Origin of the sequence: Pseudomonas fluorescens, assembly GCF_030344995.1 — a bacterium.
Taxonomy (GTDB): Bacteria; Pseudomonadota; Gammaproteobacteria; order Pseudomonadales; family Pseudomonadaceae; genus Aquipseudomonas; species Aquipseudomonas fluorescens_BF.
In genome coordinates this window covers 2,284,951-2,311,857 of record NZ_CP128260.1, presented here as the reverse complement: position 1 = coordinate 2,311,857, position 26,907 = coordinate 2,284,951, and the positions used below count along the sequence as shown (strand labels likewise).

The window sequence follows — 26,907 nt, the reverse complement described above, 5'->3', positions numbered from 1 at the left end:
ATCGTTCCCACGCGGAGCGTGGGAACGATCACCTGTCGATCAGTCAGGCGCTGATACCGTGCCCTTTCAGGAACGCGATGAACGCCTCTTCATCCATGACCTTCACGCCCAGTTCGTTGGCCTTGGTCAGTTTCGACCCGGCGCCCGGCCCGGCCACCACACAATGGGTCTTGGCCGACACGGAGCCCGCGACCTTGGCGCCGAGGCTTTCCAGGTGTTCCTTGGCGACGTCGCGGCTCATCAGCTCGACTTTGCCGGTCAGCACCCAGGTTTCGCCGGCCAGCGGCAGGCCTTCGACGACTTTCTTTTCGCTCCGCCAGTGCATGCCGAAATCGCGCAGTTGTTTCTCGGCGTCTTCAGCCAGTTGCCGATGTTCGGGCAAGGCAAAAAACTCGCGAACCGAGTTGGCCTGTTTCTCCGGCAATGCCTGGCGCATGTCCAGCCAGTCCGCGTTCATCACCCCTTCCAGCGATTCGAACTTGTCCGCCAGCTTCTGCGCCCCGCCCGGCCCGACCGAAGGAATGTGCAGCTTGTCGAGGAAGCCACCCAGCGTGGTGCTGGCGGCAAACTCGGCACCCAGCTCGCCCTGATCCTGAATCTGCAAGCCATGGCCCAGCAGCTCGGTAATCACCTGCTGGTTGTGCGCATCTTCGAAGAAGCTGTGAATCTCGTACGCCACTTCCAGGCCGATGTCCGGCAGGTACGTCAGCACTTGCGGCAAGGCTTGCTGAACACGCTCCAGCGACCCCAGCGAACGCGCCAGCACCTTGGCTGTCTCCTCGCCGACATCCGGGATGCCCAGCGCATAGATGAAGCGCGCCAGACCCGGCTTCTTGCTGTCTTCAATCGCAGCCAGCAACTTGTTGCTCGACACTTCGGCGAAGCCTTCCAGATCGACGATATCCTCGAACTTCAACGCGTAAAGATCAGCCGGCGAACTGACCAGACCTTCATCGACCAATTGCTCGACGCTCTTGTCACCAAGGCCTTCGATATCCATCGCCCGGCGGGAAACGAAGTGAATGATCGCCTGCTTGAGCTGTGCACCGCAGGCCAGTCGGCCAACGCAGCGATACACCGCGCCTTCGCTGATGGTTTCCTTGCCCTTGCTGCGCTTGACCAGTTGCGTGCGCTCGACGTGGGAGCCGCAGACCGGGCAGCTCTCGGGAATCTGCACCGGCCGCGCGTCCTCAGGGCGACGCTCCATGACCACTTGCACCACTTGCGGGATCACGTCACCGGCGCGGCGGATGATCACCGTGTCGCCAATCATCAGGCCCAACCGGGCAACTTCGTCCATGTTGTGCAGCGTGGCGTTGGCCACGGTGACGCCGGCGACCTTGACCGGTTTCAACCGCGCCACAGGCGTGACGGCACCGGTGCGGCCCACCTGGAATTCCACGTCGAGCAGTTCGGTGAGTTCTTCCATGGCCGGGAATTTGTGCGCGATGGCCCAGCGCGGTTCACGGGCGCGGAAGCCCAGTTCGCGCTGGTCGGCAATGCTGTTGACCTTGAACACCACGCCGTCGATTTCATAGGCCAGCGAATTACGGCGCTCGCCGATATCGCGGTAGTAGTCCAGGCATTCGCCGATGCCCTTGGCCAGTTTCAATTCGTGGCTGATCGGCATGCCCCAGGCTTGCAGTTGCTTGAGGTTGCCGATGTGGGTGTCGGAAATATCGTGAGAGACCTGGCCGATGCCGTAGCAGCAGAATTCCAGCGGACGGTTGGCGGTGATCTTCGAATCCAGCTGACGCAGGCTGCCGGCGGCGGCGTTGCGCGGGTTGGCGAAGGTCTTGCCGCCGACTTCCAGTTGCGAGGCGTTGAGGCGTTCGAAACCGGCCTTGGACATGAACACTTCGCCGCGCACTTCCAGGGTCGCCGGCCAGCCTTCTCCGTGCAGCTTCAGCGGAATGTTGCGCACGGTGCGCACGTTGACGCTGATGTCTTCACCGGTGGTGCCGTCGCCGCGCGTGGCGCCGCGCACCAGCACGCCGTCCTGATACAGCAGGCTGACCGCCAGGCCATCGAGTTTCGGCTCGCAGCTGTATTCCACCGCCGCGCCACCGCCGAACAGATCACCGGCCGGCAGGTCCAGACCTTCGGTCACCCGCCGGTCGAATTCGCGCATGTCGGTTTCTTCGAAGGCGTTGCCGAGGCTGAGCATCGGCACTTCGTGACGCACTTGGGTGAACGCGGTCAGCGCCACGCTGCCGACGCGTTGTGTCGGCGAGTCGCTGGTGATCAGTTCCGGGTTGGCCGCTTCCAGCGCCTTGAGCTCGTGGAACAACCGGTCGTACTCGGCATCCGGAATGCTCGGCTCATCGAGGACGTGGTAACGGTAGTTGTGCTGATCGAGTTCAGCGCGCAGCTCTAGAATGCGGTCTTTGGCGGCAGTCATGGGTGTTCTCTCATAAAGCAAAAGAGCAGCCGAGGCTGCTCAATCTATTTTGCCGATTGCCCCTTTATTGCGAGGCAACCTTTTCAATCAACGCTTCTGGGTCAGGGCGCGACGTTCGAATTCGACGATGCGCTGACGGTAGTGCTCGATGGTCTGCGCGGTCAGGACGCTGCGCTGGTCATCTTTCAACTCGCCGTTCAGTTCTTGGGACAGCTTGCGGGCTGCCGCGACCATCACGTCGAAGGCCTGCTTCGGATGACGCGGGCCTGGCAGGCCGAGGAAGAAGCTCACCGCCGGGGTGCTGAAATGGTCGATGTCGTCCAGATCGAAGATGCCCGGCTTGACCGCGTTGGCCATGGAGAACAGCACTTCGCCGTTGCCGGCCATGCTTTCGTGGCGGTGGAAGATATCCATCTCGCCGAAACGCAGACCGCTTTCCAGAATGTTCTGCAGCAGTGCCGGGCCCTTGAAGCCGGCCGGATCGCGGCAGATCACGCTGATCACCAGCACTTCTTCGGCTTGCGGCTGATCTTTATCGGCCACGGCCGGCGACGACTTGACGGCAGGCTCGACGAAATCATCGTCGCGGCTGCTGAAGCTCGGGCCGCCGTCCAGATCCAGATCGAGGTTCAGGTCGCCCTGCGCCGGACCGTTGTTGCCACGCTTGCCGCGCTTGGAACCGGATTCACGAGGCTCGCGTGGTTCGCGGGCCGGCATGCTCACCGATGGCAGATCGTGTTCGTCCAGTTGCGGCTCTTTATGGGTATCCAGCACGCGGGCCGGGCCCAACAGCTCGGCGCTGGTGTCCTCGTCCGGCAGGTTGGACAGACTTCGGTCAAGACGGAATTTCAGTTTTCCCTTGCCGCCGCGCATACGGCGCCAGCCATCGAAAAGAATACCGGCTATCACAATGATGCCGATGACGATCAGCCACTCGCGCAGACCGATTTCCATGTAATCCCGTGCCTCTATAAAAAATGCTGAAAAATAAGGGGTTTACACTGTGCAAACCGCTTTAAAACGTGGCGCCAACTCTATGTTCTGACAGGCGTTTTGCCCACGTATACGAAAAATTGACATTAAACTAGCACGACCAAAGACAACTTTACACCGTCTGTCTCATTGGCTTGCGCGATTATGTCGATTGGCCAGCAAGTCGAAGTCGGTAAATATGTCCTACAGACTACAAATACCTTTTCCGACACGCGCCGGCTCAGGCATCCACCATCGCCATCGCCTCCTCGACATCCACGGCTACCAGTCGCGAACAACCCGGCTCGTGCATCGTCACACCCATCAACTGGTCAGCCATTTCCATGGCGATCTTGTTGTGGGTGATATAGATGAACTGCACGGTCTGCGACATCTCTTTGACCAATCGTGCGTAGCGTCCAACGTTAGCGTCATCCAGTGGTGCGTCAACTTCATCGAGCATGCAGAACGGCGCCGGATTCAACTTGAAGATCGCAAAAACCAGTGCCAGTGCCGTCAGGGCTTTTTCGCCGCCGGAAAGCAAATGGATGGTGCTGTTCTTCTTCCCGGGCGGCTGCGCCATGATCGTCACCCCTGTATCGAGTAGATCTTCGCCCGTCAGTTCCAAATACGCCCGTCCACCACCGAAAACTTTTGGGAAAAGTGCCTGTAAACCGCCATTGATCTGATCAAAGGTATCTTTGAAACGGTTACGGGTTTCCTTGTCGATCTTGCGGATGACGTTTTCCAAGGTCTCCAGCGCTTCGACCAGATCGGCGTCCTGAGCATCCAGATACCGTTTACGCTCGGATTGTTGCGTGTATTCGTCGATCGCCGCGAGGTTGATCGCGCCCAGGCGCTGAATGCGCGCGGCGATGCGTTCAAGTTCTTCTTCGGCAGCCTTCTCGCTGGCCTCGGCGGTCAGGGTGTTGAGCACGCCGTGCAGATCGTAGCCGTCTTCCAGCAGTTGATCCTGCAGAGCCTTGCGGCGCACGGTCAGGGCCTGCCATTCCATGCGTTGCTGTTCGAGCTGGCCACGGATCAATTGCGATTGCTGCTCGGCCTGGGTCCGGCGTTTTTCCGCGTCGCGCAGTTCGCGGTCGGCGTCTTCCAACGCTATCTGCGCGGTCTTGAGTTCGTCGTCGACGCTCATGCGCTTGTCGAGCAACTCTTCGAGTTTCAGACGCAGCTCTTCCAGCGGTGCCTCGCCCTCTTCCAGATTCAAGCTGAGCTGTTCACGTTTTTCAGTCAGGCGCTCGGCCTGCATTTCCAGACGTTCAAGGGCCTGACGCGTCGAATCATGCTGTGCCCGCAGCGACCCCAGGCGCACGGCCAATTGATGCGCGTGATCCTTGTGCTGGCGGGCTTCCTGACGCACGCGATCCAGCCGTTCGCGCAGGCTGTCGCGCTGGGCCAACAGCAATTCGCGCTGTTCGGTATCGAGGGCCATGGCGTCGAGGGCGTCCTGCAACTGGATCCGCGCTTCGCCGATGTTTTCGTGTTCCAGTTCGCGCTGTTCAGCGAGTTCGACCAGCTCTTCGTCGAGGCGGGTGCGACGCAGGTTCAACTGCTCGGCCTTGGCTTTGCCGGCGGACAGCTGAGCTTTCAATTCGCCCTGCTGACGGGCTTCGTCTTGCAGCAAGCGCCGTAAATGTTCGCGGCCGTTTTCCTGCTGACGCTGTTGCGCGCGCAGGGTCTGCAAACGGGTTTCCATGGCCTCGACCGTGGCTTCGCGCTCTTCGCGTTCAGCATGCAGCGATTCGATTTCCTGCCCGCGCGCAAGCATGCCGCTTTCGGCTTCGCTGGCGCGGCGTACCCGCAGGAAATGCCGGCCGACCCAGTAACCGTCGCGGCTGATCAGGCTCTGCCCGGCAGCCAGTTGGCCGCGCAGGGTCAGCGCCTGTTCAAGGCTGTCGACCGGTTTGACCTGAGCGAGCCAAGGCGACAAATCAACCTGTGCCTCGACCTTGTCCAGCAGGCTGCCGGCCACGCGCACGCCATCGTTGCCGGGGCTGAGCAAACGCAGATCGCCCTGGGCAAAACCGGACAGATCGAAGCCGTCGAAATCATCCACCAGCACCGCTTGCAGGTCGGCACCGAGCACGGTTTCCACCGCCAGCTCCCAACCGGCCTCGACCTTCAGGCCTTCGGCCAGACGCGGACGCTCGGCGAGGTTGTGTTCCTTCAACCATTCGGCGGTGCCGGTGCCCGGATCGAGCGCGGCCTGCTGCAAGGCTTCCAGCGATGCGAGGCGACCATTGAGGCGCTGCAAATCGCCCTGCGCCTGTTGCTGCGCAGTCAACGCCTGCTGCAATTCCTGGCGCAGTTGCTCAAGCTTTTCGACCTGGGCTTCTTCGCTGGTCTGCAAATCTTCAAGGGTCGCTTCGGACTCGGCGAGCTGCTCGCTGAGTTCCATGATCGCCGCGTCTTCCGGATCGGCCGACAGCAGCGCGCGCTCTTCGCCCAGACGTTTTTGCCGATCGGCCAGACGCTCCATGCTGGTTTCCAGCTGCTGGATGCGCGACTGCTGCACTTCAGCCTGACGACGGGGTTCGGCGGCGGTCAGGTTGAAGGCGTCCCACTGCTCCTGCCAACCGTGCATGACGGTTTCGGAATCTTCCAGCGCAGCAGCGGCTTCTTCGGCGGCGGCGTTGGTGATTTCCTGCTCGGGAGTCAGTTGATCGAGTTCTTCACCGAGGGTCAGCAGCAACGTGCGGTCGTGGCCCAGGTGCGATTCGGTTTCGAGTCGTGCGCGCTCGGCCTCCTTCAAGTCGTCCTGCAACTGACGCAAACGCTGTTGACCGTGCTGGATGCTCTGCTCGACCCGGGCGATGTCGCCGCCGACCGAATAGAAGCGCCCCTGCACCAGATTGAAGCGCTCGGACAGGTCATGGTGACCATCGCGCAGGCGTTCAATCGCTGCGTCGGCGTTGCGTTGCTCGGCGACCAGCGCTTCGAAGCTGATTTCCTGGTTGCCGATGATCGATTCGCGCTGACCGACCTGATCGTTCAGATCCTGCCAGCGCAGGGCCGACAGTTGCGCCTTGAGCTGGCGTTCTTCGGCCTTGTATTCCTGATACTTCTTGGCGGCCTCGGCCTGACGGTGCAGGCGTTCCAGCTGGCGTTCGAGCTCTTCGCGCAGGTCAGTCAGACGGGCAAGGTTTTCGTGGGTGCGGCGGATGCGGTTTTCGGTCTCGCGCCGGCGCTCCTTGTACTTGGAGATGCCGGCGGCTTCTTCGATGAAGTTACGCAGGTCTTCGGGCTTGGACTCGATCAGCTTGGAGATCATCCCCTGCTCGATGATCGAGTAGCTGCGCGGGCCGAGGCCGGTGCCGAGGAAGATGTCGGTGATGTCGCGGCGACGGCATTTGGCGCCGTTGAGGTAATAAGTCGTCTGGCTGTCGCGGGTCACTTTGCGGCGGATCGAAATTTCCGCGTACGCCGCCCACTCGCCCAGCAGCGTGCCGTCGGAGTTGTCGAACACCAGCTCGATGCTTGCCTGGCTCACCGGTTTGCGGCTGGTCGAGCCGTTGAAGATGACGTCGGTCATCGACTCGCCGCGCAGGTTCTTGGCCGAGCTTTCGCCCATCACCCAGCGCACGGCGTCGATGATGTTCGACTTGCCGCAACCGTTCGGCCCGACGACGGCCGCCATGTTGCTTGGGAAGTTCACTGTGGTCGGGTCGACGAAGGATTTGAACCCCGCCAGCTTGATGCACTTGAGCCGCAAGGTCAGGCAACCGTCAGGGCGGACACCACCAGATCGCAGCTGCGCTGGGCGTAAGCCGTCAGCACGATGCGGATCTGCGGCAGGTCACGGGCGAGGACGGCGGCGAGCAGGCGTTCGAACAGTTCGAGGAACTCGCTCATCTCGGCCTTGCGCTGTTCAAGCGCGAGGAAGTACGCGCGGCTCATGGCCGGTTGCAGGTTTTCCACCGTTTCTTGCAGGTACGGGTTGTTGGCGAACGGGTACGCGGCGCGCATCACATTGAAACTGTCGTCGACGAAGGTGCGGATGTCCTGACGCTCGTAGCTGGCGGTCAGGCGCTGCTGGATCTGCACGAACGGCGCCATGTCGGACTGGACTTGCCAGCCATTGGCCACTGCGTTACCGAGCAGGATGTACAGCTCGCTCATCAGCGTGCACAGGCTCTGCACCTTGTGCGCCGTCAGCTCGGTGACGTGGGCGCCGCGGCGCGGCAGGATCGCGATCAGGTGACGGCGCTCGAGGATCAGCAAGGCTTCGCGGACCGAGCCGCGGCTGACGTTCAGCGCCAGCGTGACCTTCTGTTCCTGGATGCGCTCTCCCGGCTTCATTTCGCCGCGAATGATCCGTTCGGCGAGGTGGTGAGCGATTTGCTCGGCGAGGCTGTCCGGCGCCTTGAACGTCATGGTTGTCCTTCAAACTCTTCGATCTGCACAAGCGGCGCAGTGTAGCGCAATGCGCGGTCATGGCGGAGTGCCCGCACAGCGGTTTTTGGCACGAATCCCGCAAAAAAGCGCTTGATCCAATGAGGGTCAATACTGAAGAGACACGTGGTTGAGCGACAAAACGGTTTTTCCTGACCTTTAAGTCAGAAAACCATTGACCGAAAAGTCAGACCTGCTAAATTCGGCTCAAGTCGCTCAACAACAATAATGAGTCTGCGAGGCCTTCCGTGATCCAGTTTTTACTTAACCAGGAACTCCGTAGCGAGCACGCCCTGGACCCGAACCTGACTGTGCTCAACTACCTGCGCGAACACGTGGGTAAATCCGGCACCAAAGAAGGCTGCGCCAGCGGTGACTGCGGCGCCTGTACGGTGGTGGTCGGCGAGTTACAGACGGATGACGATGGCCGCGAGCACATTCGCTATCGCAGCCTCAACTCGTGCCTGACGTTCGTTTCGTCGCTGCACGGCAAACAACTCATCAGCGTCGAAGACCTCAAGCACAAAGGCGAACTGCACAGCGTGCAGAAAGCCATGGTCGAGTGCCACGGTTCGCAGTGCGGTTTTTGCACACCCGGTTTCGTGATGTCGCTGTTCGCCCTGCAAAAGAACAGCGATGCACCGGATCATGCCAAGGCCCACGAAGCGCTGGCCGGCAACCTTTGCCGCTGCACCGGCTACCGGCCGATTTTGGCCGCTGCCGAGCAATCCTGCTGCAGCAAGCAGCCTGACCAGTTCGACGCCCGCGAAGCGGAAACCATCTCCCGCCTCAAAGCCATTGCCCCGACATCGATCGGCGAACTCAACAGCGGCGACAAACGCTGCCTGGTGCCGCTGACCGTGGCCGATCTGGCCGATCTTTACGACGCTTATCCACAAGCCCGACTGCTGGCTGGCGGCACCGATCTGGCGCTGGAAGTCACGCAGTTCCACCGCACCCTGCCGGTGATGATCTACGTCGGCAACGTCGCCGAAATGAAGCGCATCGAGCACTTCGAGGATCGCATCGAAATCGGCGCCGCCACCGCCCTCTCCGACTGCTACGAAGCGCTGAACGCCGAGTACCCGGACTTCGGCGAACTGCTGCACCGCTTCGCCTCCCTGCAGATCCGCAACCAAGGCACTTTGGGCGGCAACATCGGCAACGCCTCGCCGATCGGTGACTCGCCACCGCTGCTGATTGCCCTCGGCGCGCAGATCGTGCTGTGCAAGGGCGAGACCCGCCGCACGCTGGCCCTCGAGGATTACTTCATCGATTACCGAGTTACCGCACGTCAGGAAAGCGAGTTCATCGAGAAGATCATCGTCCCACGCGCCACGGCTGAGCAGCGCTTCCGCGCCTATAAAGTCTCCAAGCGTCTGGACGACGACATCTCCGCCGTCTGCGCCGCGTTCAATCTGCGCGTCGAGAACGGCGTGATCACCGACGCCCGCGTCGCCTTCGGCGGCATGGCCGCGATCCCGAAACGCGCCGCTCATTGTGAAGCCGTGCTGCTCGGTCAGCCGTTCAACAATGCTGTGGTCGAACGCGCCTGCACCGCGCTGGGCGAGGATTTCACCCCGCTCTCGGACTTCCGCGCCAGCAAGGAATACCGCCTGCTCAGCGCGCAGAACCTGCTGCGCAAATACTTCATCGAACTGCAAACACCGCACATCGAGACTCGGGTGACCGCTTATGTCTAACCATCACGGCGTAGAGAAAACTCAAGCTGAACTGGCTGAATTGTTCGCCAGGGACCTGACCACCGGCGTCGGCCGCAGCGTCAAGCACGACAGCGCCGCCAAGCATGTGTCCGGTGAAGCGCAGTACATCGATGACCGCCTGGAATTCCCCAATCAGTTGCACGTTTACGCGCGGCTGTCGGATCGCGCCCACGCAAAAATCATCAGCATCGACACCAAGCCCTGCTACGCCTTCGAAGGCGTACGCATTGCCATCACCCACGAAGACGTACCGGGTCTGAAAGACATCGGCCCGTTGATGCCGGGCGATCCGCTGCTGGCTATCGATGACGTGCAATTCGTCGGTCAACCGGTGCTGGCCGTGGCCGCAAAAGATCTGGAAACCGCACGCAAGGCCGCCATGGCCGCAATTATCGAATACGAAGATCTTGAACCGGTGCTGGACGTGGTCGAAGCCCTGCGCAAACGCCACTTCGTGCTCGACAGCCACACCCATCAGCGCGGCGATTCGGCCAATGCCTTGGCCACGGCTGAGCATCGCATTCAAGGCACGCTGCACATCGGCGGTCAGGAACACTTCTATCTGGAGACACAGATCTCCTCGGTAATGCCGACCGAAGACGGCGGCATGATCGTCTACTGCTCCACTCAGAACCCCACCGAAGTGCAGAAACTGGTGGCCGAAGTCCTCGACGTGTCGATGAACAAGATCGTGGTCGACATGCGCCGCATGGGCGGTGGTTTTGGCGGCAAGGAAACTCAGGCTGCCAGCCCGGCCTGCTTGTGCGCAGTGATCGCGCACCTCACCGGCCAGCCGACCAAGATGCGCCTGCCACGGGTCGAAGACATGCTGATGACCGGCAAGCGTCACCCGTTCTACGTCGAGTACGACGTCGGCTTCGACAGCACCGGGCGCTTGCACGGCATCGCGATGGATCTGGCCGGTAACTGCGGCTGCTCGCCTGACCTGTCGGCCTCGATTGTCGACCGGGCGATGTTCCACTCGGACAACTCGTACTACCTCGGCGATGCGACCATCAACGGCCACCGCTGCAAGACCAACACCGCGTCGAACACCGCGTATCGTGGTTTCGGCGGCCCGCAAGGGATGGTCGCGATCGAAGAAGTGATGGACGCCATCGCTCGTCACCTGAACCTCGATCCGCTGGCCGTGCGCAAGGCCAACTACTACGGCAAGACCGAGCGCAACGTCACCCATTACTACCAGACCGTCGAGCACAACATGCTCGAAGAGATGACCGCCGAGCTGGAAGAAAGCAGCCAGTACGCCGAGCGTCGCGAAGCGATCCGTCGCTACAACGCCAACAGCCCGATCCTGAAGAAAGGCCTGGCGCTGACCCCGGTGAAGTTCGGCATTTCCTTCACCGCCAGCTTCCTCAACCAGGCCGGTGCCTTGGTGCACGTCTACACCGACGGCAGCATCCATCTGAACCACGGCGGCACGGAAATGGGACAGGGCCTGAACACCAAGGTTGCGCAGGTCGTGGCCGAAGTGTTCCAGGTGGAAATGGACCGCGTGCAGATCACCGCGACCAACACCGACAAAGTGCCGAACACCTCGCCGACGGCGGCATCCAGCGGCGCTGACCTCAACGGCAAAGCCGCGCAGAACGCAGCAGAAATCATCAAGCAACGCCTGGTCGAATTCGCCGCGCGGCACTACAAGGTCAGCGAAGAAGACGTGGAATTCCACAACGGCCACGTGCGGGTTCGTGACCATATCCTGACCTTCGAAGCGCTGATCCAGCTGGCGTATTTCAATCAGGTTTCGCTGTCGAGCACCGGGTTCTACAAGACCCCGAAAATCTACTACGACCGCAGCCAGGCCCGTGGCCGGCCGTTCTACTACTTCGCCTTCGGCGCGGCGTGCTGCGAGGTGATCGTCGACACCCTGACCGGCGAGTACAAGATGCTGCGTACCGACATCCTCCACGACGTCGGCGCCTCGCTGAACCCGGCCATAGACATCGGCCAGGTCGAGGGTGGTTTCGTCCAGGGCATGGGCTGGCTGACCATGGAAGAATTGGTCTGGAACAACAAGGGCAAGCTGATGACCAACGGCCCGGCCAGCTACAAGATCCCGGCGGTGGCGGACATGCCGCTGGACCTGCGGGTGAAGCTGGTGGAGAACCGCAAGAACCCGGAAGACACGGTGTTCCACTCCAAGGCTGTCGGTGAGCCGCCGTTCATGCTCGGCATCGCCGCGTGGTGTGCGATCAAGGATGCGGTGGCCAGCCTTGGCGACTACAGGCATCAACCGAAGATCGACGCCCCGGCGACTCCGGAGCGGGTGTTGTGGGGTTGCGAGCAGATGCGTCAGCTCAAGGCGGTGAAAGCCGTAGAAGCTGAAACCGAGTTGGCTCCGCTCTAAGACCGAGGTGCGGCCTTCGCGGGCAAGCCCGCTCCCACAGAGATATGCGCTGACTGTTGGACTTGTGCAAATTCAATGTGGGAGCGGGCTTGCTCGCGAAGAGGCCCGAACAGACAACGACAGATGTCGAGGTGAACATGTACAACTGGATCGACGCCCTCGCCGACCTGCAGAACCAGGGTGAACCCTGCGTTCTGGTGACGATCATCGAAGAGCTCGGCTCGACGCCACGCAATGCCGGCTCGAAAATGGTCGTCAGCGCTCGTCAGACGTTCGACACCATCGGTGGCGGGCACCTGGAATACAAAGCCATGCAGATCGCCCGCGAGATGCTCGCCAGCGGCAAGCAGGACACCCATCTGGAGCGCTTCAGCCTCGGCGCCAGTCTGGGCCAGTGCTGCGGCGGCGCGACAGTGCTGCTGTTCGAACCGATGGGCCAGGTGCAGGCACAGATCGCCGTGTTCGGTGCCGGTCATGTCGGTCGCGCGCTGGTACCCTTGCTCGCCAGCCTGCCCTGCCGGGTGCGCTGGATCGATTCCCGGGAAGAAGAATTTCCTGAGCAGATTCCCCACGGCGTGCGCAAAATCGTCGCCGAGGAACCGGTGGATGAAATCGACGACCTGCCCGCCGGCAGTTACTGCATCGTCATGACCCACAACCATCAGCTGGATCTGGAACTCACCGCCGCCATCCTCAAGCGCAACGACTTCACCTGGTTCGGCCTGATCGGCTCGAAAACCAAACGGGCCAAGTTCGAACATCGCCTGCGTGATCGTGGTTTCGACGCCAGTGTCGTGCAACGCATGCGCTGCCCGATGGGTATCGGCGAAGTCAAAGGCAAATTGCCTGTGGAAATCGCCATCTCCATCGCCGGCGAGATCATCGCCACCTATAACGCCAATTTCGGCCAGCACACCGCCAGCGCCGAACCGATTGCCAAACTGCTGCCGGTTTCGCGCCGCAGTCAGGCCGCCACACTCAAAGCCTCAAACTGATTAGAGAAATCTCATGCCTCTGACTCGTAAAGCCTACCGCGCCGCCATCCTGCACAGCATCGCCGACCCAGCCGAGGTCGGCATCGAAGCCTCCTACGAGTATTTCGAGGACGGCCTGCTGGTGGTCGATGGCGGCAAGATCAGCGCCCTCGGCCACGCCAGCGAACTGCTGCCGACCCTGCCGGCGGACATCGAGATCGTTCATCACAAGGATGCGCTGATCACTCCGGGCTTCATCGACACCCACATCCACCTGCCGCAGACCGGTATGGTCGGCGCCTACGGCGAGCAATTGCTCGACTGGCTGAACACCTACACCTTCCCGTGCGAAAGCCAGTTCGCCGACAAGGCCCACGCCGATGAAGTGGCGGACATCTTCATCAAAGAATTGCTGCGCAACGGCACCACCACCGCGCTGGTGTTCGGCAGCGTCCATCCACAGTCGGTGAACTCGTTCTTCGAAGCGGCCGAGAAGCTGGACCTGCGGATGATCGCCGGCAAGGTGATGATGGATCGCAACGCGCCGGATTACCTGACCGACACCCCGGAATCGAGCTACGTCGACAGCAAGGCGCTGATCGAGCGCTGGCACGGCAAGGGTCGTCTGCACTATGCAGTCACCCCGCGCTTCGCTCCGACCAGCACCCCGGAACAGCTGACCCTCGCCGGCCAGTTGCTCAGCGAATACCCGGATCTGTACATGCAGACCCACATCAGCGAAAACCTCAAGGAAGTCGAGTGGGTCAAGGAGCTGTTCCCGGAGCGCAAGGGCTATCTGGACGTCTACGACCACTACCAATTGCTCGGCGAGCGCTCGGTGTTTGCCCACGGCGTGCACCTGTGCGACGACGAATGCGCGCGCCTGGCGGAGACCGGTTCGGCGGTCGCGTTCTGCCCGACCTCGAACTTCTTCTTGGGCAGCGGCCTGTTCAACCTGCCGATGGCCGAGAAGCACAAACTGAATGTCGGCCTCGGTACTGACGTCGGCGGCGGCACCAGTTTTTCGCTGCTGCAAACCCTGAACGAAGCCTACAAGGTGATGCAGCTGCAAGGCGCGCGCCTGAGCCCGTTCAAGTCGCTGTACCTCGCCACCCTAGGCGGCGCGCGGGCATTGCGTCTGGAAGACAAGATCGGCAACCTGCAACCGGGCTCCGACGCCGACTTCCTGGTGCTGGATTACAACGCCACGCCGTTGATGAGCTATCGCCTGAAGCAGGCCAACAACATTGCCGAAACGCTGTTCGTGCTGATGACCCTGGGCGATGACCGCACTGTGGCCCAGACCTATGCGGCGGGCGCGCTGGTGCACCAGCGCTGAGTTTTCCCAAGGCAAAAAAAATCCCCCGGTAGCGTTCAGCTCCGGGGGATTTTTATTGCCTGTCAGGACGTCTTCGCGAGCAAGCCCGCTCCCACAGGGGGAATGCATTTCAAATGTGGGAGCGGGCTTGCCCGCGAATGCCGCGACTCGGTGCCGGTCAGAGCTTGACCGCCGGCCGCCCCGGCTTCTTGGTCTGCAACAGGTGCGAGAACACCGCATGCAGATCGTCGGACGCGCTTTCCTCGTCGAGGTTGAGCTTGCTGTCGATGTGATCCATGTGATGCATCATCAGGTCCACCGCCAGCTCGCCGTTGCGCGCTTCGATGGCGTCGATCAACTGGGTGTGTTCGTCGTAGGAACAGTGCGAACGGTTGCCGCTTTCATATTGGGCAATGATCAGCGATGTCTGCGAAACCAGGCTGCGCTGGAAGCTGATCAACGGCGCGTTCTTCGCTGCCTCGGCCAGTTTCAGGTGGAATTCGCCCGAGAGACGGATGCCGGCGCCGCGATCGCCACGGGAGAAGCTGTCGCGCTCGTCGTTGACCATCTGGCGCAGTTCGGCGATCTGCTCGGCGGTGGCGTGCTGCACCGCAAGCTCGGTGATCGCGCGCTCCACCAGACGTCGGGCGAGGAACACCTGACGCGCCTCTTCAACGCTCGGGCTGGCGACGACCGCGCCACGGTTCGGCCGCAACAGCACCACGCCTTCATGGGCCAGACGCGAGAGCGCGCGGCGAATGATGGTGCGGCTGACCCCGAAAATTTCCCCCAGCGCTTCTTCGCTCAACTTTGTGCCGGGCGCCAGGCGCTGTTCAAGGATGGCCTCGAAGATATGCGCATAGACGATATCGTCCTGGGTTCCGCTGCGGCCGGCTTTGCCTGCTCGCGGTTGTTTCTTGAGGGGTTGCAACTGTTCGTTCATGGGCACTCGAGTCGGGAAGAACTGCGGCGAATTGACCGTGACTGTAATACGGCACAGTGGGTCGCTGGCAAGTATCGCGTAAAAAACAGCGCGATTGTACACAATGGAAGGTGGCAACACGACTGTACGGCTGTTTGTGGCTTTGTCTGTATTGCAACGCTTCGTTACGTTTGAGTTTAGGCTTAAACCCGAAATCCGTGGCTTGAACAAGGAATGCCGCTGTCATGAACGAAATTACCCACACCCGACTGCGCCCGCTGGCGGACACATCGCCCTCCGCCATCGTCGCCGGGTTCATCGCGATGATGACCGGCTACACCAGTTCGCTGGTGCTGATGTTCCAGGCCGGACAGGCGGCGGGACTGACCAGCGGGCAGATTTCGTCATGGATCTGGGCGATATCCATCGGCATGGCGGTGTGTTCGATCGGCCTGTCCCTGCGTTATCGCACGCCAATCACGATTGCCTGGTCGACACCCGGCGCGGCGCTGCTGATCACCAGCCTCGGCGGCGTTACCTACGGCGAAGCCATCGGTGCCTACATCACCTGCGCGGTGCTGGTGACGATTTGCGGCCTGACCGGCAGCTTCGAACGCCTAGTGAAAAAGATCCCGGCCTCCCTCGCCGCCGCGCTGCTGGCGGGGATTCTGTTCAAGATCGGCAGCGAAATTTTCGTCGCCGCGCAACACCGCACCGGCCTGGTGCTGGGGATGTTCTTCACTTATCTGATCGTCAAACGCCTGTCGCCACGTTATGCGGTGCTCGCTGCGCTGCTGATCGGCACCGCACTGTCGGGCGTCATGGGGCTGCTGGACTTCAGCGGTTTTCATCTGGAAGTGGCGACACCGGTCTGGACCACGCCGCACTTTTCCCTGGCCGCGACCATCAGCATCGGCATTCCGCTGTTTGTGGTAGCGATGACCTCGCAAAACATGCCCGGCATCGCCGTGCTGCGGGCCGACGGCTACAACGTCCCGGCCTCGCCGCTGATCACCGCCACCGGCATCGCCTCCCTTCTGCTGGCGCCGTTCGGTTCCCACGGCATCAATCTGGCGGCCATCAGCGCGGCGATCTGCACCGGGCCGCATGCTCATGAGGATCGCAACAAACGTTACACCGCAGCGGTGTGGTGCGGGATTTTCTACGGGATTGCCGGTGTGTTCGGCGCCACGCTGGCGGCGCTGTTCGCCGCGCTGCCGAAAGAACTGGTGCTATCGATTGCCGCGCTGGCGCTGTTCGGTTCGATCATCAACGGCTTGAGCATCGCCATGACCGAGGTGAAGGAACGGGAAGCGGCGCTGATCACCTTCATGGTCACGGCGTCGGGGCTGACGCTGTTTTCCATCGGTTCGGCCTTCTGGGGGATTGTCGCGGGGGTGCTGACCTTGCTGATCCTCAACTGGCGCAAGGCCTGAGTAAAACGCAGGCATAAAAAAACGGCGACCCTCAGGTCGCCGTTTTTTTCAGTATCACTTGGCCGCGTTGATCGGCTTTTCCGGATACCAGACGTCCAGCAGCGGGCTGATTTCAGTAGAAGTCAGCTCGGAGCGGGTTTTCAGCCAGGCTTCAACAGCAGCGCGCTGCTCTTCGGAGACCGAACCACGCTTCTGCAGGCAAACCAGACCGAAGTCATCGCCGCCGACATAGCCCAGACCGTTGGCTTCCATGGCCTCTTTGATGAATGCTTCGAGGAAAGCGTCAATGGCTTCTTCGGACAGGTCTTCTTTGAAGCCCAGGTTCAGTTCGAAACCCAGCTCTTGAAATTCATCGACGCACAGTTTTTTGCGCAGACGCTGGGAACGGTTAGTCGCCATTGGAACAATCCTCTTAAGTAATAACGGCCGGCACTTTACCAGTTTAAGCCGGCGATTGCCCGACTCTCTGGGACGTGCGTGCGACCGCCTGTAAAAAAATAACGAATTGGCGCCCTTGCGAAAGGCACAAGCTGTTACACCTTGGGGCATAATGCCGACACTTTCATGACCACTGAGGGCCTTTTCATCCATGTCCTCGTCTTTTTCCCCCTCGGCTGTAGGGTTTTATTTCATATGATCAAATCGTTGCGTCCTCTGCTCCTGGCCGGTCTTCTTCTGCCGCTGGCCTTGCCCGTCTCCGCTGCCACCATCAACACTGCCCTGACCCCCAACGTCGAAAAAGCCCTCAAGGCCAGCAAGCTGCAGCCCACTGCCCTGTCGCTGGTGATGGTGCCGCTGGACGGCCCGGGCACGCCGACCGTGTACAACGCCGACGTGTCGGTCAACCCGGCCTCGACCATGAAGCTGGTCACCACTTACGCGGCGCTGGAAATGCTCGGCCCCAACCATCAGTGGAAAACCGAGTTCTACACCGACGGCGACCTTAACGGCGGGATCCTCAACGGCAACCTCTACCTCAAGGGTGGTGGCGATCCGAAACTGAACATGGAAAAACTCTGGCTGCTGATGCGCGACCTGCGCGCCAACGGCGTGACTCAGGTCACCGGTGATCTGGTACTCGATCGCAGCTTCTTCGTGCAGCCGCAACTGCCGGAATTCAACGATGACGGCAATGACGAGAACAAGCCGTTCCTGGTCAAGCCGGATTCGCTGCTGGTCAACCTCAAGGCCCTGCGTTTCGTGGCCCGCAATGACAATGGCCGGGTGTTGATCTCGGTCGAACCGCCGATTGCCAGCATCAACATCGAAAACACCGTCAAAGCGCTCAACTCCAAACAATGCACCGGGGGCGTGCGCTACAACCCGGTGCCGCAGGCCGATGGCAGCGTGACCGTGACCGTGGCCGGCCAGTTGGGCGAAGGCTGCAGCTCGCAGACTTACCTGTCGCTGCTCGACCACGCGACCTACACCGCCGGCGCCGTGCGGGCGATCTGGAAGGAACTAGGCGGCAGCATCCAGGGCAAGGATCGTCTGGCCCCGACGCCGAGCAGCGCCAAAGTGCTGGCCCGCGCGTTCTCGCCGGATCTGGCGGAAATCATCCGCGACATCAACAAGTACAGTAACAACACCATGGCTCAGCAGCTGTTCCTGAGCCTGGGCCAGAAATTCCGCAACGACGCCGATGGCGATGACGCCAAGGCTGCGCAACGCGTGGTCCGTCAGTGGCTGGCGAAAAAAGGCATCACCGCGCCGCACCTGGTGATGGAGAACGGCTCCGGTCTGTCGCGTTCGGAGCGGGTCAGCGCCCGTGAAATGGCCAGCATGCTGCAAGCGGCCTGGCACAGCCCGTACGCCGCCGAATACATCAGCTCGCTGCCGATTGCCGGCACCGACGGCACCATGCGCAAACGCCTGAAAACCACCGCGATGCGCGGCGAAGCCCACGTCAAGACCGGCACCCTGAACACCGTGCGGGCGATTGCCGGCTTCAGCCGCGACGTCAACGGCAACACCTGGGCGGTGGTGGCGATCCTCAACGACAAGGCCCCGTTCGGCGCGTCGTCGGTGCTGGATCAGGTGCTGCTGGACCTGTACAAGCAGCCGCGGACGCCGCAGACCGCTTCTGTTCTGTAAGCACACCACAAAACACTGTGGGAGCGACGGTGCGACGACTCGACTTGCTCGCGAAGGCGTCCATTCAGTCGATGAAGATGTCGACTTTGATGGCCCCTTCGCGAGCAGGCTCGCTCCCACAGGGGTTCAGCGGCAAACCGGATCAGTTCATCTGCCGCTCAACCCGATCCCGTCCGCCCTGTTTCGCCGCATAAACCCCGGAATCCGCCCGCAGCAACAATGCGTCCGCGCCCTCTCCCGGTCGCCAGCTGGCAATCCCGAAACTGGCCGTCACCACCCCCACCACATCAATTGGCGCACTGCGCAGGCTGTGCCATAACTCTTCGGCCAGCATGAGGGCGTGATCGCCGTCGATGTCCGGGCACAGCACCATGAATTCTTCGCCGCCCAACCGGCAGAACACGTCGGTACGCCGCAGACGATGGCCGATGCGCTCGCAGACCGCCTGCAACACGCGGTCGCCCGCTGCGTGACCGTACTGATCGTTGATCCGCTTGAAGTGGTCGATGTCGAGCATGATCACTGACAACTCGCCTCCGCCGCGCTCGACCCGGGCCATTTCGGTGGTCAGGCGCTCCTGGAAATAGCGCCGGTTGTGAATGCCGGTCAAAGCGTCGGTCACCGACAGGGCGCGCAACTCTTCTTCGACGCGCTTCAGGTCGGAGATGTCGGAAATGTAACCGTGCCACAGCACGCCGCCGCCCGGCAGTTCCTCCGGGGTCGCCTCGCCGCGAACCCAGCGCAGGCCGCGCTCGGGCAGCTGCACACGGTATTCCTCGCGCCACGGGCTGAGGTTGTCCGCCGAAGCGCGGATCGACTTGCGCACACGGCTGACGTCCTGCGGATGAATGCGGGTGAAGATGGCTTCGGCGTTGAGCAGCAGCACATCCGGCTCCAGCTCGTAGATCTCGCGGATGCCATCGCTGGCGTAGATCACGCTGAAACGCCCGTCGAATTCCATCTTGAATTGATAGATCCCGCCGGGAACGTGGGCGCTGAGCTTCTTCAACAGCACGTCCCGTGCGGCCAGCGCTTCATGCACGCGCTTGCGCTCGGTGATGTCGATGCAGATCGCCAGATGACCGACCCACAGCCCCTGCTCGTCCAGCACCGGGGTAGCGAGCATGTTCACCGGCAGGTGGCTGCCATCCTTGCGCACCAGCGTCCACTCCCGCGCTTCGTGCCCGCCGACTTCGCCGCCCTCCACCAGCATCGCCTGACAGGTCGGAATGACCTTGCCATAGCGGGCGCTGAGTTCCGCCGCGCGCGACACCAGTTCCCGGGGAAAGTGCAGGTTTTCCAGGGTCATGTGGCCGACCACTTCGTTGCTTTGATAACCGAGCATCTGCTCGGCGCCGGGGTTGAAGGTGTTGATCACCCCGCGCAGATCGGTGGCGATGATTGCTACCTGGGTCGCCGCGTTGAGCACGCCGCGCAACTGGCCGTGGGTGCCGCGCAGTTCCTGTTCACGCTCATGCAGCTCCTGAGTGCGCAACTCGACCATGCGCAACGCGCGCTGGCGCTGACTGACCAGCACATAAAGCAGCGCGCTCAACAGCAGACTGAGCAACCCGCCCAGCACTACCACGCTGCCAACCGACGAATGGTTGGCCTGCATGAACGCTTCGCTGGGAAGAATATCCACCTGATAGTCGTGATCGGCCATGCGCACCAGGCGGGTGGCGGACAGATCGCTCGGCGCCGGTTCATTGGTCGATTCGAACAACACTTCATGCTGATCGTTGTTGGACAGATCGAGAATGCGTACCGACAGGTAGTCATGGAGTGCGTCCGGCAAGCCGTCCGCCAGCAGCTGACGCATGCTGATCACTGCCATCACATAACCAAAAGATACGTTTTCGCCCTGACGAACCACTGGCGCGACCAGCAGGACGCCGCGTGCATAAGCCGGCTCGATCGCCACCAGATGCATCGGCTGCGACACCGCCAGACCGTGGAGCTGGTCAGCCCGTTCAAGGGTCGATCGGCGCAACGGCTGCGCCAGCAAGTCATAACCCAGCGGCGAGCCGAGCCGGCTCTGGGTCTGGCTGTACACCACGACTACATATTCATCGCGAGACGAGGCCAGTTGCAGTTCGCCGCGTGCATTGAGTTCGCGCACGCTGAAGGTGGTCAGGCCCTCATCTCGCACCCGCTTCTCGAACGCTGCACGCTCGGCACCGCTCACCCGCAAGGCGAACGAATAGGCCTGGGTGCGCAGTAATAAAGGTTGGGTGTAGCCGTCGAATTCGGCGCGGGACACCGATTCGGAGTTGGCGAAGAACCGGCGCAGGCCGTCGAGGCGTTGCTCCTGATCCTGAAAACGTTCTTCGATGCGGCTGTAGCGCTCGTTGGCCAGTAGCTGGAAGCGTTGGCGCAACTGGCTGTGAAACTGATTGAGGGTGCCCCAGGCGAGCAGCCCCGTGAGAATCCCGCCGGCGAGCAATACCAGCAGCGCGACCAGCCAGGCCGAGACTTCTTCGCTGATAAAACCCAATATCTTCGGGCGCACGGGGTGCAACGACATAAAAGCCACTCACTACGTCAGCATCTGCGGGAAAAACCCCATCGGCCGTGTGTGAGTTATAGCTATTAGCCACTAATTTGGCTAGCTCTGAACGGATCCAAGAGCCTTTAAAAATCAAGGCTCTGTGGATCCAATTTTGCAGAGTGTCAACGAGCCGTGATTTTCCAGGCGCGGTGGATCTTGCCGTTGCGGGCGAAATCCGGATCGATGGTGCTGGCGGTGATTTCCTCGACCGCGTAACGCTCGGTCAGGTTGTCTTCGAGCTGGAACTTGCGGAAGTTGTTGGAGAAGTACAACACCCCGCCCGCAGCCAGACGGGCCATGGCCAGGTCGATCAACTGCACCTGATCACGCTGCACGTCGAAGATGCCTTCCATGCGCTTGGAGTTGGAGAAGGTCGGCGGATCGATGAAGATCAGGTCGTACTCTTCGCGGCAGCTCTCCAGCCACGCCATCACGTCGCCCTGCTCCAGACGGTTCTTGTCGGAGAAACCGTTGAGCGACAGGTTGCGGCGCGCCCAGTCGAGGTAGGTTTTCGACAGGTCGACGCTGGTGGTGCTGCGCGCGCCGCCCTTGGCCGCGTGTACGCTGGCGGTCGCGGTGTAGCAGAACAGGTTGAGGAAGCGCTTGCCGGCAGCCTCTTTCTGGATCCGCATGCGCATCGGCCGGTGATCGAGAAACAGTCCGGTGTCGAGGTAGTCGGTGAGGTTGACCAGCAGCTTCACGCCGCCCTCGGTCACCTCATTGAACTTGCCCTGGGCCGCCTGACGCTCGTACTGCTTGGTGCCGCTCTGACGCTCGCGGCGCTTGACCACCACGCGGTTCTTGTCGATGTTCAGCGCCTGCGGGATCGCCGCCAAGGCGTCGAACATGCGGATCGAGGCCTTTTCCGGGTCGATCGACTTCGGCGCGGCGTATTCCTGAACGTGCACCCAGTCGTGGTACAGGTCGATGGCCATGGCGTATTCCGGCATGTCCGCATCGTAGACGCGGTAGCAATCGATGCCTTCGCGCTTGACCCACTTGCCCATCGCCTTGAGGTTCTTCTGCAGGCGGTTGGCAAACATCTGCCCGCCTTCGCTCAGGCGCGGTTGCTCGACCACTGGCGCTGGCGCAGGGGTTGGCTTGATCGGATTGCCGTTCTTGTTGAACTTGCGCTCTTGCGGCTCGTTTGGCGTCTGGTCGTAAGCGGCTTGCTCGCGCTCGGCCTGGCGTTGCTCCGGGGTGCGACGCTCGCCGGTGACGAACTGATCCGGCAGGACTTTGATCAACAGCAGCTTGCACGGCAGCGCGCCGTTCCAGAACGAATACTGCTTGTGGCTGCGGATGCCCATGCGCTTGCCCAGATCCGGCGCGCCGGTGAACACCGCCGCTTCCCAGTTCAGGCAGGCCTGACGCAGACGCTCGCCGAGGTTCTGGTAGAGGTACAACAGACTGGCTTCATCACCCAGACGCTCGCCGTACGGCGGGTTGCAGATGACCAGGCCTTTCTGGTTCTGGTCCGGACGCGGCTCGAACGTCGCGACTTCGCCCTGATAAATCTTGATCCACTCGCTCAGGCCAGCGCGTTCAACGTTGTTGCGGCCCGGCTGAATCAGGCGTGGGTCGGCTTCATAACCACGGATCCACAGCGGTGGCCTGGCCAGACCGGCAGCGGCGCGCTCGACGGCTTCTTCATGCAGTTTTTTCCACAGCGCCGGTACGTGACCGAGCCAGGCGGTGAAACCCCACTGCTCGCGACGCAGGTTCGGCGCCATATCGGCGGCGATCATGCCGGCTTCGACCAGGAACGTGCCGACACCGCACATCGGGTCAGCCAGCGCGCCACCTTCGGCGGCAATGCGCGGCCAGCCGGAACGGATCAGGATCGCCGCCGCAAGGTTTTCCTTCAGCGGCGCAGCGCCCTGCTGCAAGCGGTAGCCGCGCTGGTGCAGGCTGTGGCCGGAGAGGTCGAGGGACAGAATCGCTTCGCCGCGATCCAGGCGCAGGTGAATGCGCAGGTCCGGGTTGAGCTTGTCGATGCTTGGGCGATCACCCTGCGGGGTGCGCAGTTTGTCGACGATGGCGTCCTTGACCTTCAGGGCGCCGAAGTGGGTGTTGTCGATGCCCGAGCCATGGCCGCTGAATTCAACGGCCAGGGTGCCGTCGGCCAGCATGTGATCCTGCCAGTCGAGGTCGAGTACACCGTGGTACAGGTCTTCGGCGTTTTTCATCGGGAAGCGCTTGAGCACCAGCAGCACCCGGTTGGCCAGACGCGACCAGAGGCACAGGCGATAAGCGGTTTCCATGGTCGCCATGCCACGCACGGCGGAGGTGTGTTCGCGGGCCTCTTCAAGGCCAAGCCCGACGGCTTCCTCGATGAGCAGGCCTTCAAGGCCTTTGGGGCAAGTGAGGAAGAGTTCGAAACGGTCGGACATGGTTTTTCCAGAGCCTTTGGCTAATGAACCGGCAACGCATTGCCGATCCGGTTTTCAATCAGGCGCTTTTCTACAAGAGCGCCCGCGTGGCACGAAGGTGTGCCGTTCCATCCCCGCTGCTCGGGTTAAAAGAGCTTAGATGCCGGGACAGATAAAAAAGTTGAAGCAACAAAATGACTCAAAGCAACCCTTCGTCGAATAGTACCCCAGCGTAAACGTGGGTCATTCTCACTAAAGGATTAACCTCATCATCCAGCGCGGGGCCGATCATACCGGGGTTTGGCCAATAAACACTGGATAAATACGCGGTTACTTATGGCCATAGCATCTTTTTCGTTACGTCCTTATGACAAAACGGTCATTCCATCGATGTGACTCATTGGTTAGAACTGGACACAGGTTGACGTCGCAACGGCGTCAACACCTTGGCTCGCCACGCCGGCAGCGAGCCGCCAACGGCAGAGTTTTTCTGCCAGACCTCAATTGAGGTCGACGCGACAAAAACAGTCAACAAGTGAGGGAAACACCCTATGAGAAGACTTAAGCGTGATCCGTTGGAAAGAGCATTTTTGCGCGGATATCAATATGGCGTTGGTGGCAAATCCCGTGAGCTTTGCCCATTTACTCTACCGTCGGTACGTCAAGCCTGGATCAACGGCTGGCGAGAAGGACGCGGCGACAACTGGGACGGTATGACCGGCACTGCGGGAATCCACAGACTCAACGAACTTCACGCCGTCGGCTGACACAGGGCACTTATTGCGACACGACAATCTGATTTCGCAACACCCTGATCACCATGCACGTCCTTCCCGGACGGCGGGCTACGGCCCAGGGGCTCCTTCGAGGAGCCCTTTTTTATGCCTGCCTTTTATGTCCGCCGATCAGCGCTTGGCGGCGATCGCGTCCACCGATTCACGAATCAGCGCCGGGCCCTTATAGATGAAGCCGGAGTAGATCTGCACCAGGCTCGCGCCGGCAGCGATCTTCTCGGCCGCATGCTTGCCTTCGGTGATACCGCCCGCCGCGATGATCGGCAGCTTGCCGCCCAGCTCGGACGCCAGCACTTTCACGGTGTGGGTGCTCTTCTCACGCACCGGCGCGCCGGACAGACCGCCCGCCTCGTCACCGTGTTCCATGCCTTCGACGCCCACGCGGCTGAGGGTGGTGTTGGTGGCGATCACCGCGTCCATCCCGGTTTCGATCAGCGCTTGCGCGACTTGCGCGGTTTCTTCGTCGGTCATGTCCGGCGCGATCTTGATGGCCAGCGGTACATGTTTGCCATGACGCAGGGCCAGTTCGGCGCGGCGCGTGGCCAGATCCGCCAGCAATTGCTTGAGCGAATCGCCGAATTGCAGGCTGCGCAGGCCCGGGGTGTTCGGCGAGCTGACGTTGACCGTGACGTAACTGGCGTGGGCGTAGACCTTGTCCAGGCAGATCAGATAGTCCTCAACTGCGCGCTCGACCGGGGTGTCGAAGTTCTTGCCGATGTTGATCCCCAGCACGCCCTTGTATTTGGCCGCCGCCACCCGCGCCAGCAAGTTATCCACACCGAGGTTGTTGAAACCCATGCGGTTGATGATCGCCTCGGCTTCCGGCAGGCGGAAAATCCGTGGTTTCGGGTTGCCTGGCTGCGGACGCGGGGTCACGGTGCCGATTTCGACAAAACCGAAACCCAGCTGCGCGAAGCCGTCGATGGCCGCGCCGTTCTTGTCCAGACCGGCCGCCAGACCGACAGGGTTCGGGAATTCCAGGCCCATGACATTCACCGGCAGCGACGCCGGAGCCTTGCACAGCAAGCCGTTGAGGCCCAAACGCCCGCCCGCGCCGATCAGATCCAGCGACAGATCGTGGGAGGTTTCCGGGGAAAGTTTGAACAACAGCTGACGGGCCAGGGTGTACATGGGCGGCTATGACTCGGGCGGCGAAAAGAGGCGGCGATTATAGCCGGGCATCACCCCGCCGCGCGAGGCGCACGGGTAAATCCGTGTGCATGGCATATGCCTTGCACCTTCCCCGGTATCAGCCCGCAGGCCAATGGTGGCGTGCAGGCAAGGACAATGGCGTCGTCTCTCGGTTTTGCGCGGGCAAAGCCTGGGACGACGTTTTTTTTGAGGGTGGCTTTTCATGACTCAAACCTCCGCCGGGCCGCTGGCCTGGGTCAATGGCAGCGATGCCCCGGAAAAAAGCGCGATCAACCTTGGCTTCATGGCCCTGAGCGACTGCGCCTCGCTGGTGGTCGCCGCCACTCAGGGCTTTGCCCAGCCTTACGGCCTGACCCTGAACCTCAAGCGCCAGAGTTCCTGGGCCAACCTGCGGGACAATCTGGTCAGCGGCGAACTCGACGCCGCCCACAGCCTTTACGGCCTGATCTACGCGGTGCATCTGGGGATTGGCGGCGTCGCGCCGACCGACATGGCGGTGCTGATGGGCCTGAACCAGAACGGCCAGAGCCTCAACCTGTCCCACGGTTTGCAGGGCCTGGGCGTGACCGGTCCTGAAGCGCTGCACCATCACGTGCACCAAACCCGCGCAAAACTGACCTTCGCCCAGACTTTCCCGACCGGCACCCATTCCATGTGGCTGTATTACTGGCTGGCGAGCCAGGGCATTCATCCGTTGCAGGATGTGGACAGCGTGGTGGTGCCGCCGCCGCAAATGGTCGCGCACTTGCAGGCCGGTCGGATCGATGGCCTTTGCGTCGGCGAACCGTGGGCGGCCAGCGCCGTGCAGCAGGATCTCGGCTTCACGCTGGCCACCAGCCAGACCATCTGGCCCGATCACCCGGAAAAAGTCCTCGGCTGCACCCGCGCCTTCGTCGAGCAATACCCCAACACCGCGCGCGCGCTGGTGATGGCGATTCTAGAAGCCAGTCGTTTTATCGAAGAAAGCCCGGAAAACCGCCGCAGCACCGCCCAATTGCTGAGCGCCGCGGAATACCTCGACGCCCCGTTGTCCTGTATCGAACCGCGCTTTCTCGGCGACTACGACGATGGCCTCGGCAATCGCTGGCAGGATCCGCACGCCCTGCGCTTTCACGGCGATGGCGCGGTGAATCTGCCGTACCTGTCGGACGGCATGTGGTTCATGACCCAGTTCCGCCGTTGGGGTTTGCTGCGCGATGACCCGGATTACCTCGCCGTTGCCCGTCAGGTGCAGCAACTGGAGATCTATCGCGACGCGGCGACTGCAGTGGGCGTCGCGGCCTGGGGCAAGGACATGCGCAGCAGCCAGTTGATCGATGGCAAAATCTGGGACGGCAGCGACCCGGCCGCCTACGCCCGGAGCTTCAAACTCCATGCGCTGAGCGACAGCGCGCCCCTTCTCGCCCAGCGCTGACA

General features: G+C 61.6%; 17 protein-coding genes. 8 read left to right on the top strand and 9 right to left on the bottom strand.

The window, feature by feature from the left end; translation table 11 throughout:
* Positions 1–43 precede the first annotated feature (43 nt).
* The 4 genes from ligA to QR290_RS10535 form a co-directional block, all read right to left on the bottom strand.
* Positions 44–2,401: an NAD-dependent DNA ligase LigA gene (gene ligA, locus QR290_RS10550; RefSeq protein ID WP_289204845.1), complete on the bottom strand. Its 2,358-nt coding sequence runs from the start codon at positions 2,399–2,401 to the stop codon at positions 44–46.
* Between the two features lie 87 nt (positions 2,402–2,488).
* The gene (gene zipA, locus QR290_RS10545) at positions 2,489–3,355 is read right to left on the bottom strand and encodes a cell division protein ZipA (RefSeq protein WP_115077147.1); all 867 of its coding nucleotides are present in this window, start codon (positions 3,353–3,355) and stop codon (positions 2,489–2,491) included.
* Between the two features lie 259 nt (positions 3,356–3,614).
* A complete protein-coding gene (smc, locus tag QR290_RS10540) occupies positions 3,615–7,103 on the bottom strand; it encodes a chromosome segregation protein SMC (RefSeq protein ID WP_273898383.1) in 3,489 nt (1,162 codons plus the stop codon).
* Between the two features lie 2 nt (positions 7,104–7,105).
* Entirely contained in the window at positions 7,106–7,765 is a 660-nt protein-coding gene (locus tag QR290_RS10535; protein ID WP_007952019.1) for a GntR family transcriptional regulator, read from the bottom strand.
* Between the two features lie 266 nt (positions 7,766–8,031).
* Between QR290_RS10535 and xdhA the strand changes: the two genes are divergently transcribed.
* The 4 genes from xdhA to guaD all read left to right on the top strand — a co-directional run bounded on the left by xdhA (position 8,032) and on the right by guaD (position 14,191).
* Positions 8,032–9,486: a xanthine dehydrogenase small subunit gene (gene xdhA / locus QR290_RS10530; RefSeq protein ID WP_289204844.1), complete on the top strand. Its 1,455-nt coding sequence runs from the start codon at positions 8,032–8,034 to the stop codon at positions 9,484–9,486.
* Complete coding sequence (gene xdhB, locus QR290_RS10525) at positions 9,479–11,878, top strand: xanthine dehydrogenase molybdopterin binding subunit (protein WP_289204843.1); 2,400 nt, start codon at positions 9,479–9,481, stop codon at positions 11,876–11,878. Before xdhA ends, xdhB begins: the two co-directional genes overlap by 8 nt.
* Positions 11,879–12,015: 137 nt before the next feature.
* Entirely contained in the window at positions 12,016–12,873 is an 858-nt protein-coding gene (gene xdhC, locus QR290_RS10520; protein ID WP_007952025.1) for a xanthine dehydrogenase accessory protein XdhC, read from the top strand.
* Between the two features lie 13 nt (positions 12,874–12,886).
* Positions 12,887–14,191, top strand: a complete 1,305-nt coding sequence (gene guaD, locus QR290_RS10515) for a guanine deaminase (RefSeq protein WP_289204842.1) — start codon at positions 12,887–12,889, stop codon at positions 14,189–14,191.
* Positions 14,192–14,348: 157 nt separating this feature from the next.
* Here guaD and QR290_RS10510 read toward each other — a convergent pair whose 3' ends face one another.
* Positions 14,349–15,113, bottom strand: a complete 765-nt coding sequence (locus tag QR290_RS10510) for a GntR family transcriptional regulator (RefSeq protein WP_007952027.1) — start codon at positions 15,111–15,113, stop codon at positions 14,349–14,351.
* Positions 15,114–15,337: 224 nt separating this feature from the next.
* On the opposite strand from QR290_RS10510, the gene QR290_RS10505 reads away from it, so the two are divergent.
* Positions 15,338–16,528 carry a benzoate/H(+) symporter BenE family transporter gene (locus QR290_RS10505; RefSeq protein ID WP_085700232.1) on the top strand — a complete coding sequence of 397 codons (1,191 nt, stop codon included), beginning with the start codon at positions 15,338–15,340 and terminating at the stop codon, positions 16,526–16,528.
* Positions 16,529–16,582: 54 nt separating this feature from the next.
* Here the strand turns inward: QR290_RS10505 and QR290_RS10500 are convergent, their stop codons facing one another.
* Positions 16,583–16,927, bottom strand: coding sequence for a YggL family protein (locus QR290_RS10500; protein WP_007952029.1), 345 nt, complete (start codon positions 16,925–16,927; stop codon positions 16,583–16,585).
* 234 nt (positions 16,928–17,161) lie between these two features.
* Between QR290_RS10500 and dacB the strand changes: the two genes are divergently transcribed.
* Positions 17,162–18,622, top strand: a complete 1,461-nt coding sequence (dacB, locus tag QR290_RS10495) for a D-alanyl-D-alanine carboxypeptidase/D-alanyl-D-alanine endopeptidase (protein WP_007952030.1) — start codon at positions 17,162–17,164, stop codon at positions 18,620–18,622.
* A 142-nt stretch (positions 18,623–18,764) separates the two neighbouring features.
* Here the strand turns inward: dacB and QR290_RS10490 are convergent, their stop codons facing one another.
* Both QR290_RS10490 and rlmKL read right to left on the bottom strand, forming a co-directional pair.
* Complete coding sequence (locus tag QR290_RS10490) at positions 18,765–21,149, bottom strand: sensor domain-containing diguanylate cyclase (RefSeq protein WP_289204841.1); 2,385 nt, start codon at positions 21,147–21,149, stop codon at positions 18,765–18,767.
* A 146-nt stretch (positions 21,150–21,295) separates the two neighbouring features.
* Complete coding sequence (gene rlmKL, locus QR290_RS10485; RefSeq protein ID WP_289204840.1) at positions 21,296–23,566, bottom strand: bifunctional 23S rRNA (guanine(2069)-N(7))-methyltransferase RlmK/23S rRNA (guanine(2445)-N(2))-methyltransferase RlmL; 2,271 nt, start codon at positions 23,564–23,566, stop codon at positions 21,296–21,298.
* Between the two features lie 530 nt (positions 23,567–24,096).
* Here rlmKL and rmf point away from each other — a divergent pair.
* Complete coding sequence (gene rmf / locus QR290_RS10480) at positions 24,097–24,312, top strand: ribosome modulation factor (protein ID WP_003223300.1); 216 nt, start codon at positions 24,097–24,099, stop codon at positions 24,310–24,312.
* 138 nt (positions 24,313–24,450) lie between these two features.
* On the opposite strand, the gene QR290_RS10475 is transcribed toward rmf, so the two are convergent.
* Complete coding sequence (locus QR290_RS10475; RefSeq protein ID WP_115077139.1) at positions 24,451–25,470, bottom strand: quinone-dependent dihydroorotate dehydrogenase; 1,020 nt, start codon at positions 25,468–25,470, stop codon at positions 24,451–24,453.
* A gap of 223 nt (positions 25,471–25,693) precedes the next feature.
* Between QR290_RS10475 and QR290_RS10470 the strand changes: the two genes are divergently transcribed.
* Positions 25,694–26,905, top strand: a complete 1,212-nt coding sequence (locus QR290_RS10470; protein WP_289204839.1) for a CmpA/NrtA family ABC transporter substrate-binding protein — start codon at positions 25,694–25,696, stop codon at positions 26,903–26,905.
* The last annotated feature ends 2 nt before the right edge of the window (positions 26,906–26,907 follow it).

Bases quoted from the DNA above. Each gene is read 5' to 3' on its own strand.
- rmf (WP_003223300.1), top strand. From the start codon at position 24,097: ATGAGAAGACTTAAGCGTGATCCGTTGGAAAGAGCATTTTTGCGCGGA.
- QR290_RS10490 (WP_289204841.1), bottom strand. From the start codon at position 21,149: ATGTCGTTGCACCCCGTGCGCCCGAAGATATTGGGTTTTATCAGCGAA.
- guaD (WP_289204842.1), top strand. From the start codon at position 12,887: ATGCCTCTGACTCGTAAAGCCTACCGCGCCGCCATCCTGCACAGCATC.
- zipA (WP_115077147.1), bottom strand. From the start codon at position 3,355: ATGGAAATCGGTCTGCGCGAGTGGCTGATCGTCATCGGCATCATTGTG.
- QR290_RS10470 (WP_289204839.1), top strand. From the start codon at position 25,694: ATGACTCAAACCTCCGCCGGGCCGCTGGCCTGGGTCAATGGCAGCGAT.
- QR290_RS10535 (WP_007952019.1), bottom strand. From the start codon at position 7,765: ATGACGTTCAAGGCGCCGGACAGCCTCGCCGAGCAAATCGCTCACCAC.
- QR290_RS10475 (WP_115077139.1), bottom strand. From the start codon at position 25,470: ATGTACACCCTGGCCCGTCAGCTGTTGTTCAAACTTTCCCCGGAAACC.
- QR290_RS10505 (WP_085700232.1), top strand. From the start codon at position 15,338: ATGAACGAAATTACCCACACCCGACTGCGCCCGCTGGCGGACACATCG.
- QR290_RS10510 (WP_007952027.1), bottom strand. From the start codon at position 15,113: ATGAACGAACAGTTGCAACCCCTCAAGAAACAACCGCGAGCAGGCAAA.
- rlmKL (WP_289204840.1), bottom strand. From the start codon at position 23,566: ATGTCCGACCGTTTCGAACTCTTCCTCACTTGCCCCAAAGGCCTTGAA.
- QR290_RS10500 (WP_007952029.1), bottom strand. From the start codon at position 16,927: ATGGCGACTAACCGTTCCCAGCGTCTGCGCAAAAAACTGTGCGTCGAT.
- dacB (WP_007952030.1), top strand. From the start codon at position 17,162: ATGATCAAATCGTTGCGTCCTCTGCTCCTGGCCGGTCTTCTTCTGCCG.
- ligA (WP_289204845.1), bottom strand. From the start codon at position 2,401: ATGACTGCCGCCAAAGACCGCATTCTAGAGCTGCGCGCTGAACTCGAT.
- xdhB (WP_289204843.1), top strand. From the start codon at position 9,479: ATGTCTAACCATCACGGCGTAGAGAAAACTCAAGCTGAACTGGCTGAA.
- xdhC (WP_007952025.1), top strand. From the start codon at position 12,016: ATGTACAACTGGATCGACGCCCTCGCCGACCTGCAGAACCAGGGTGAA.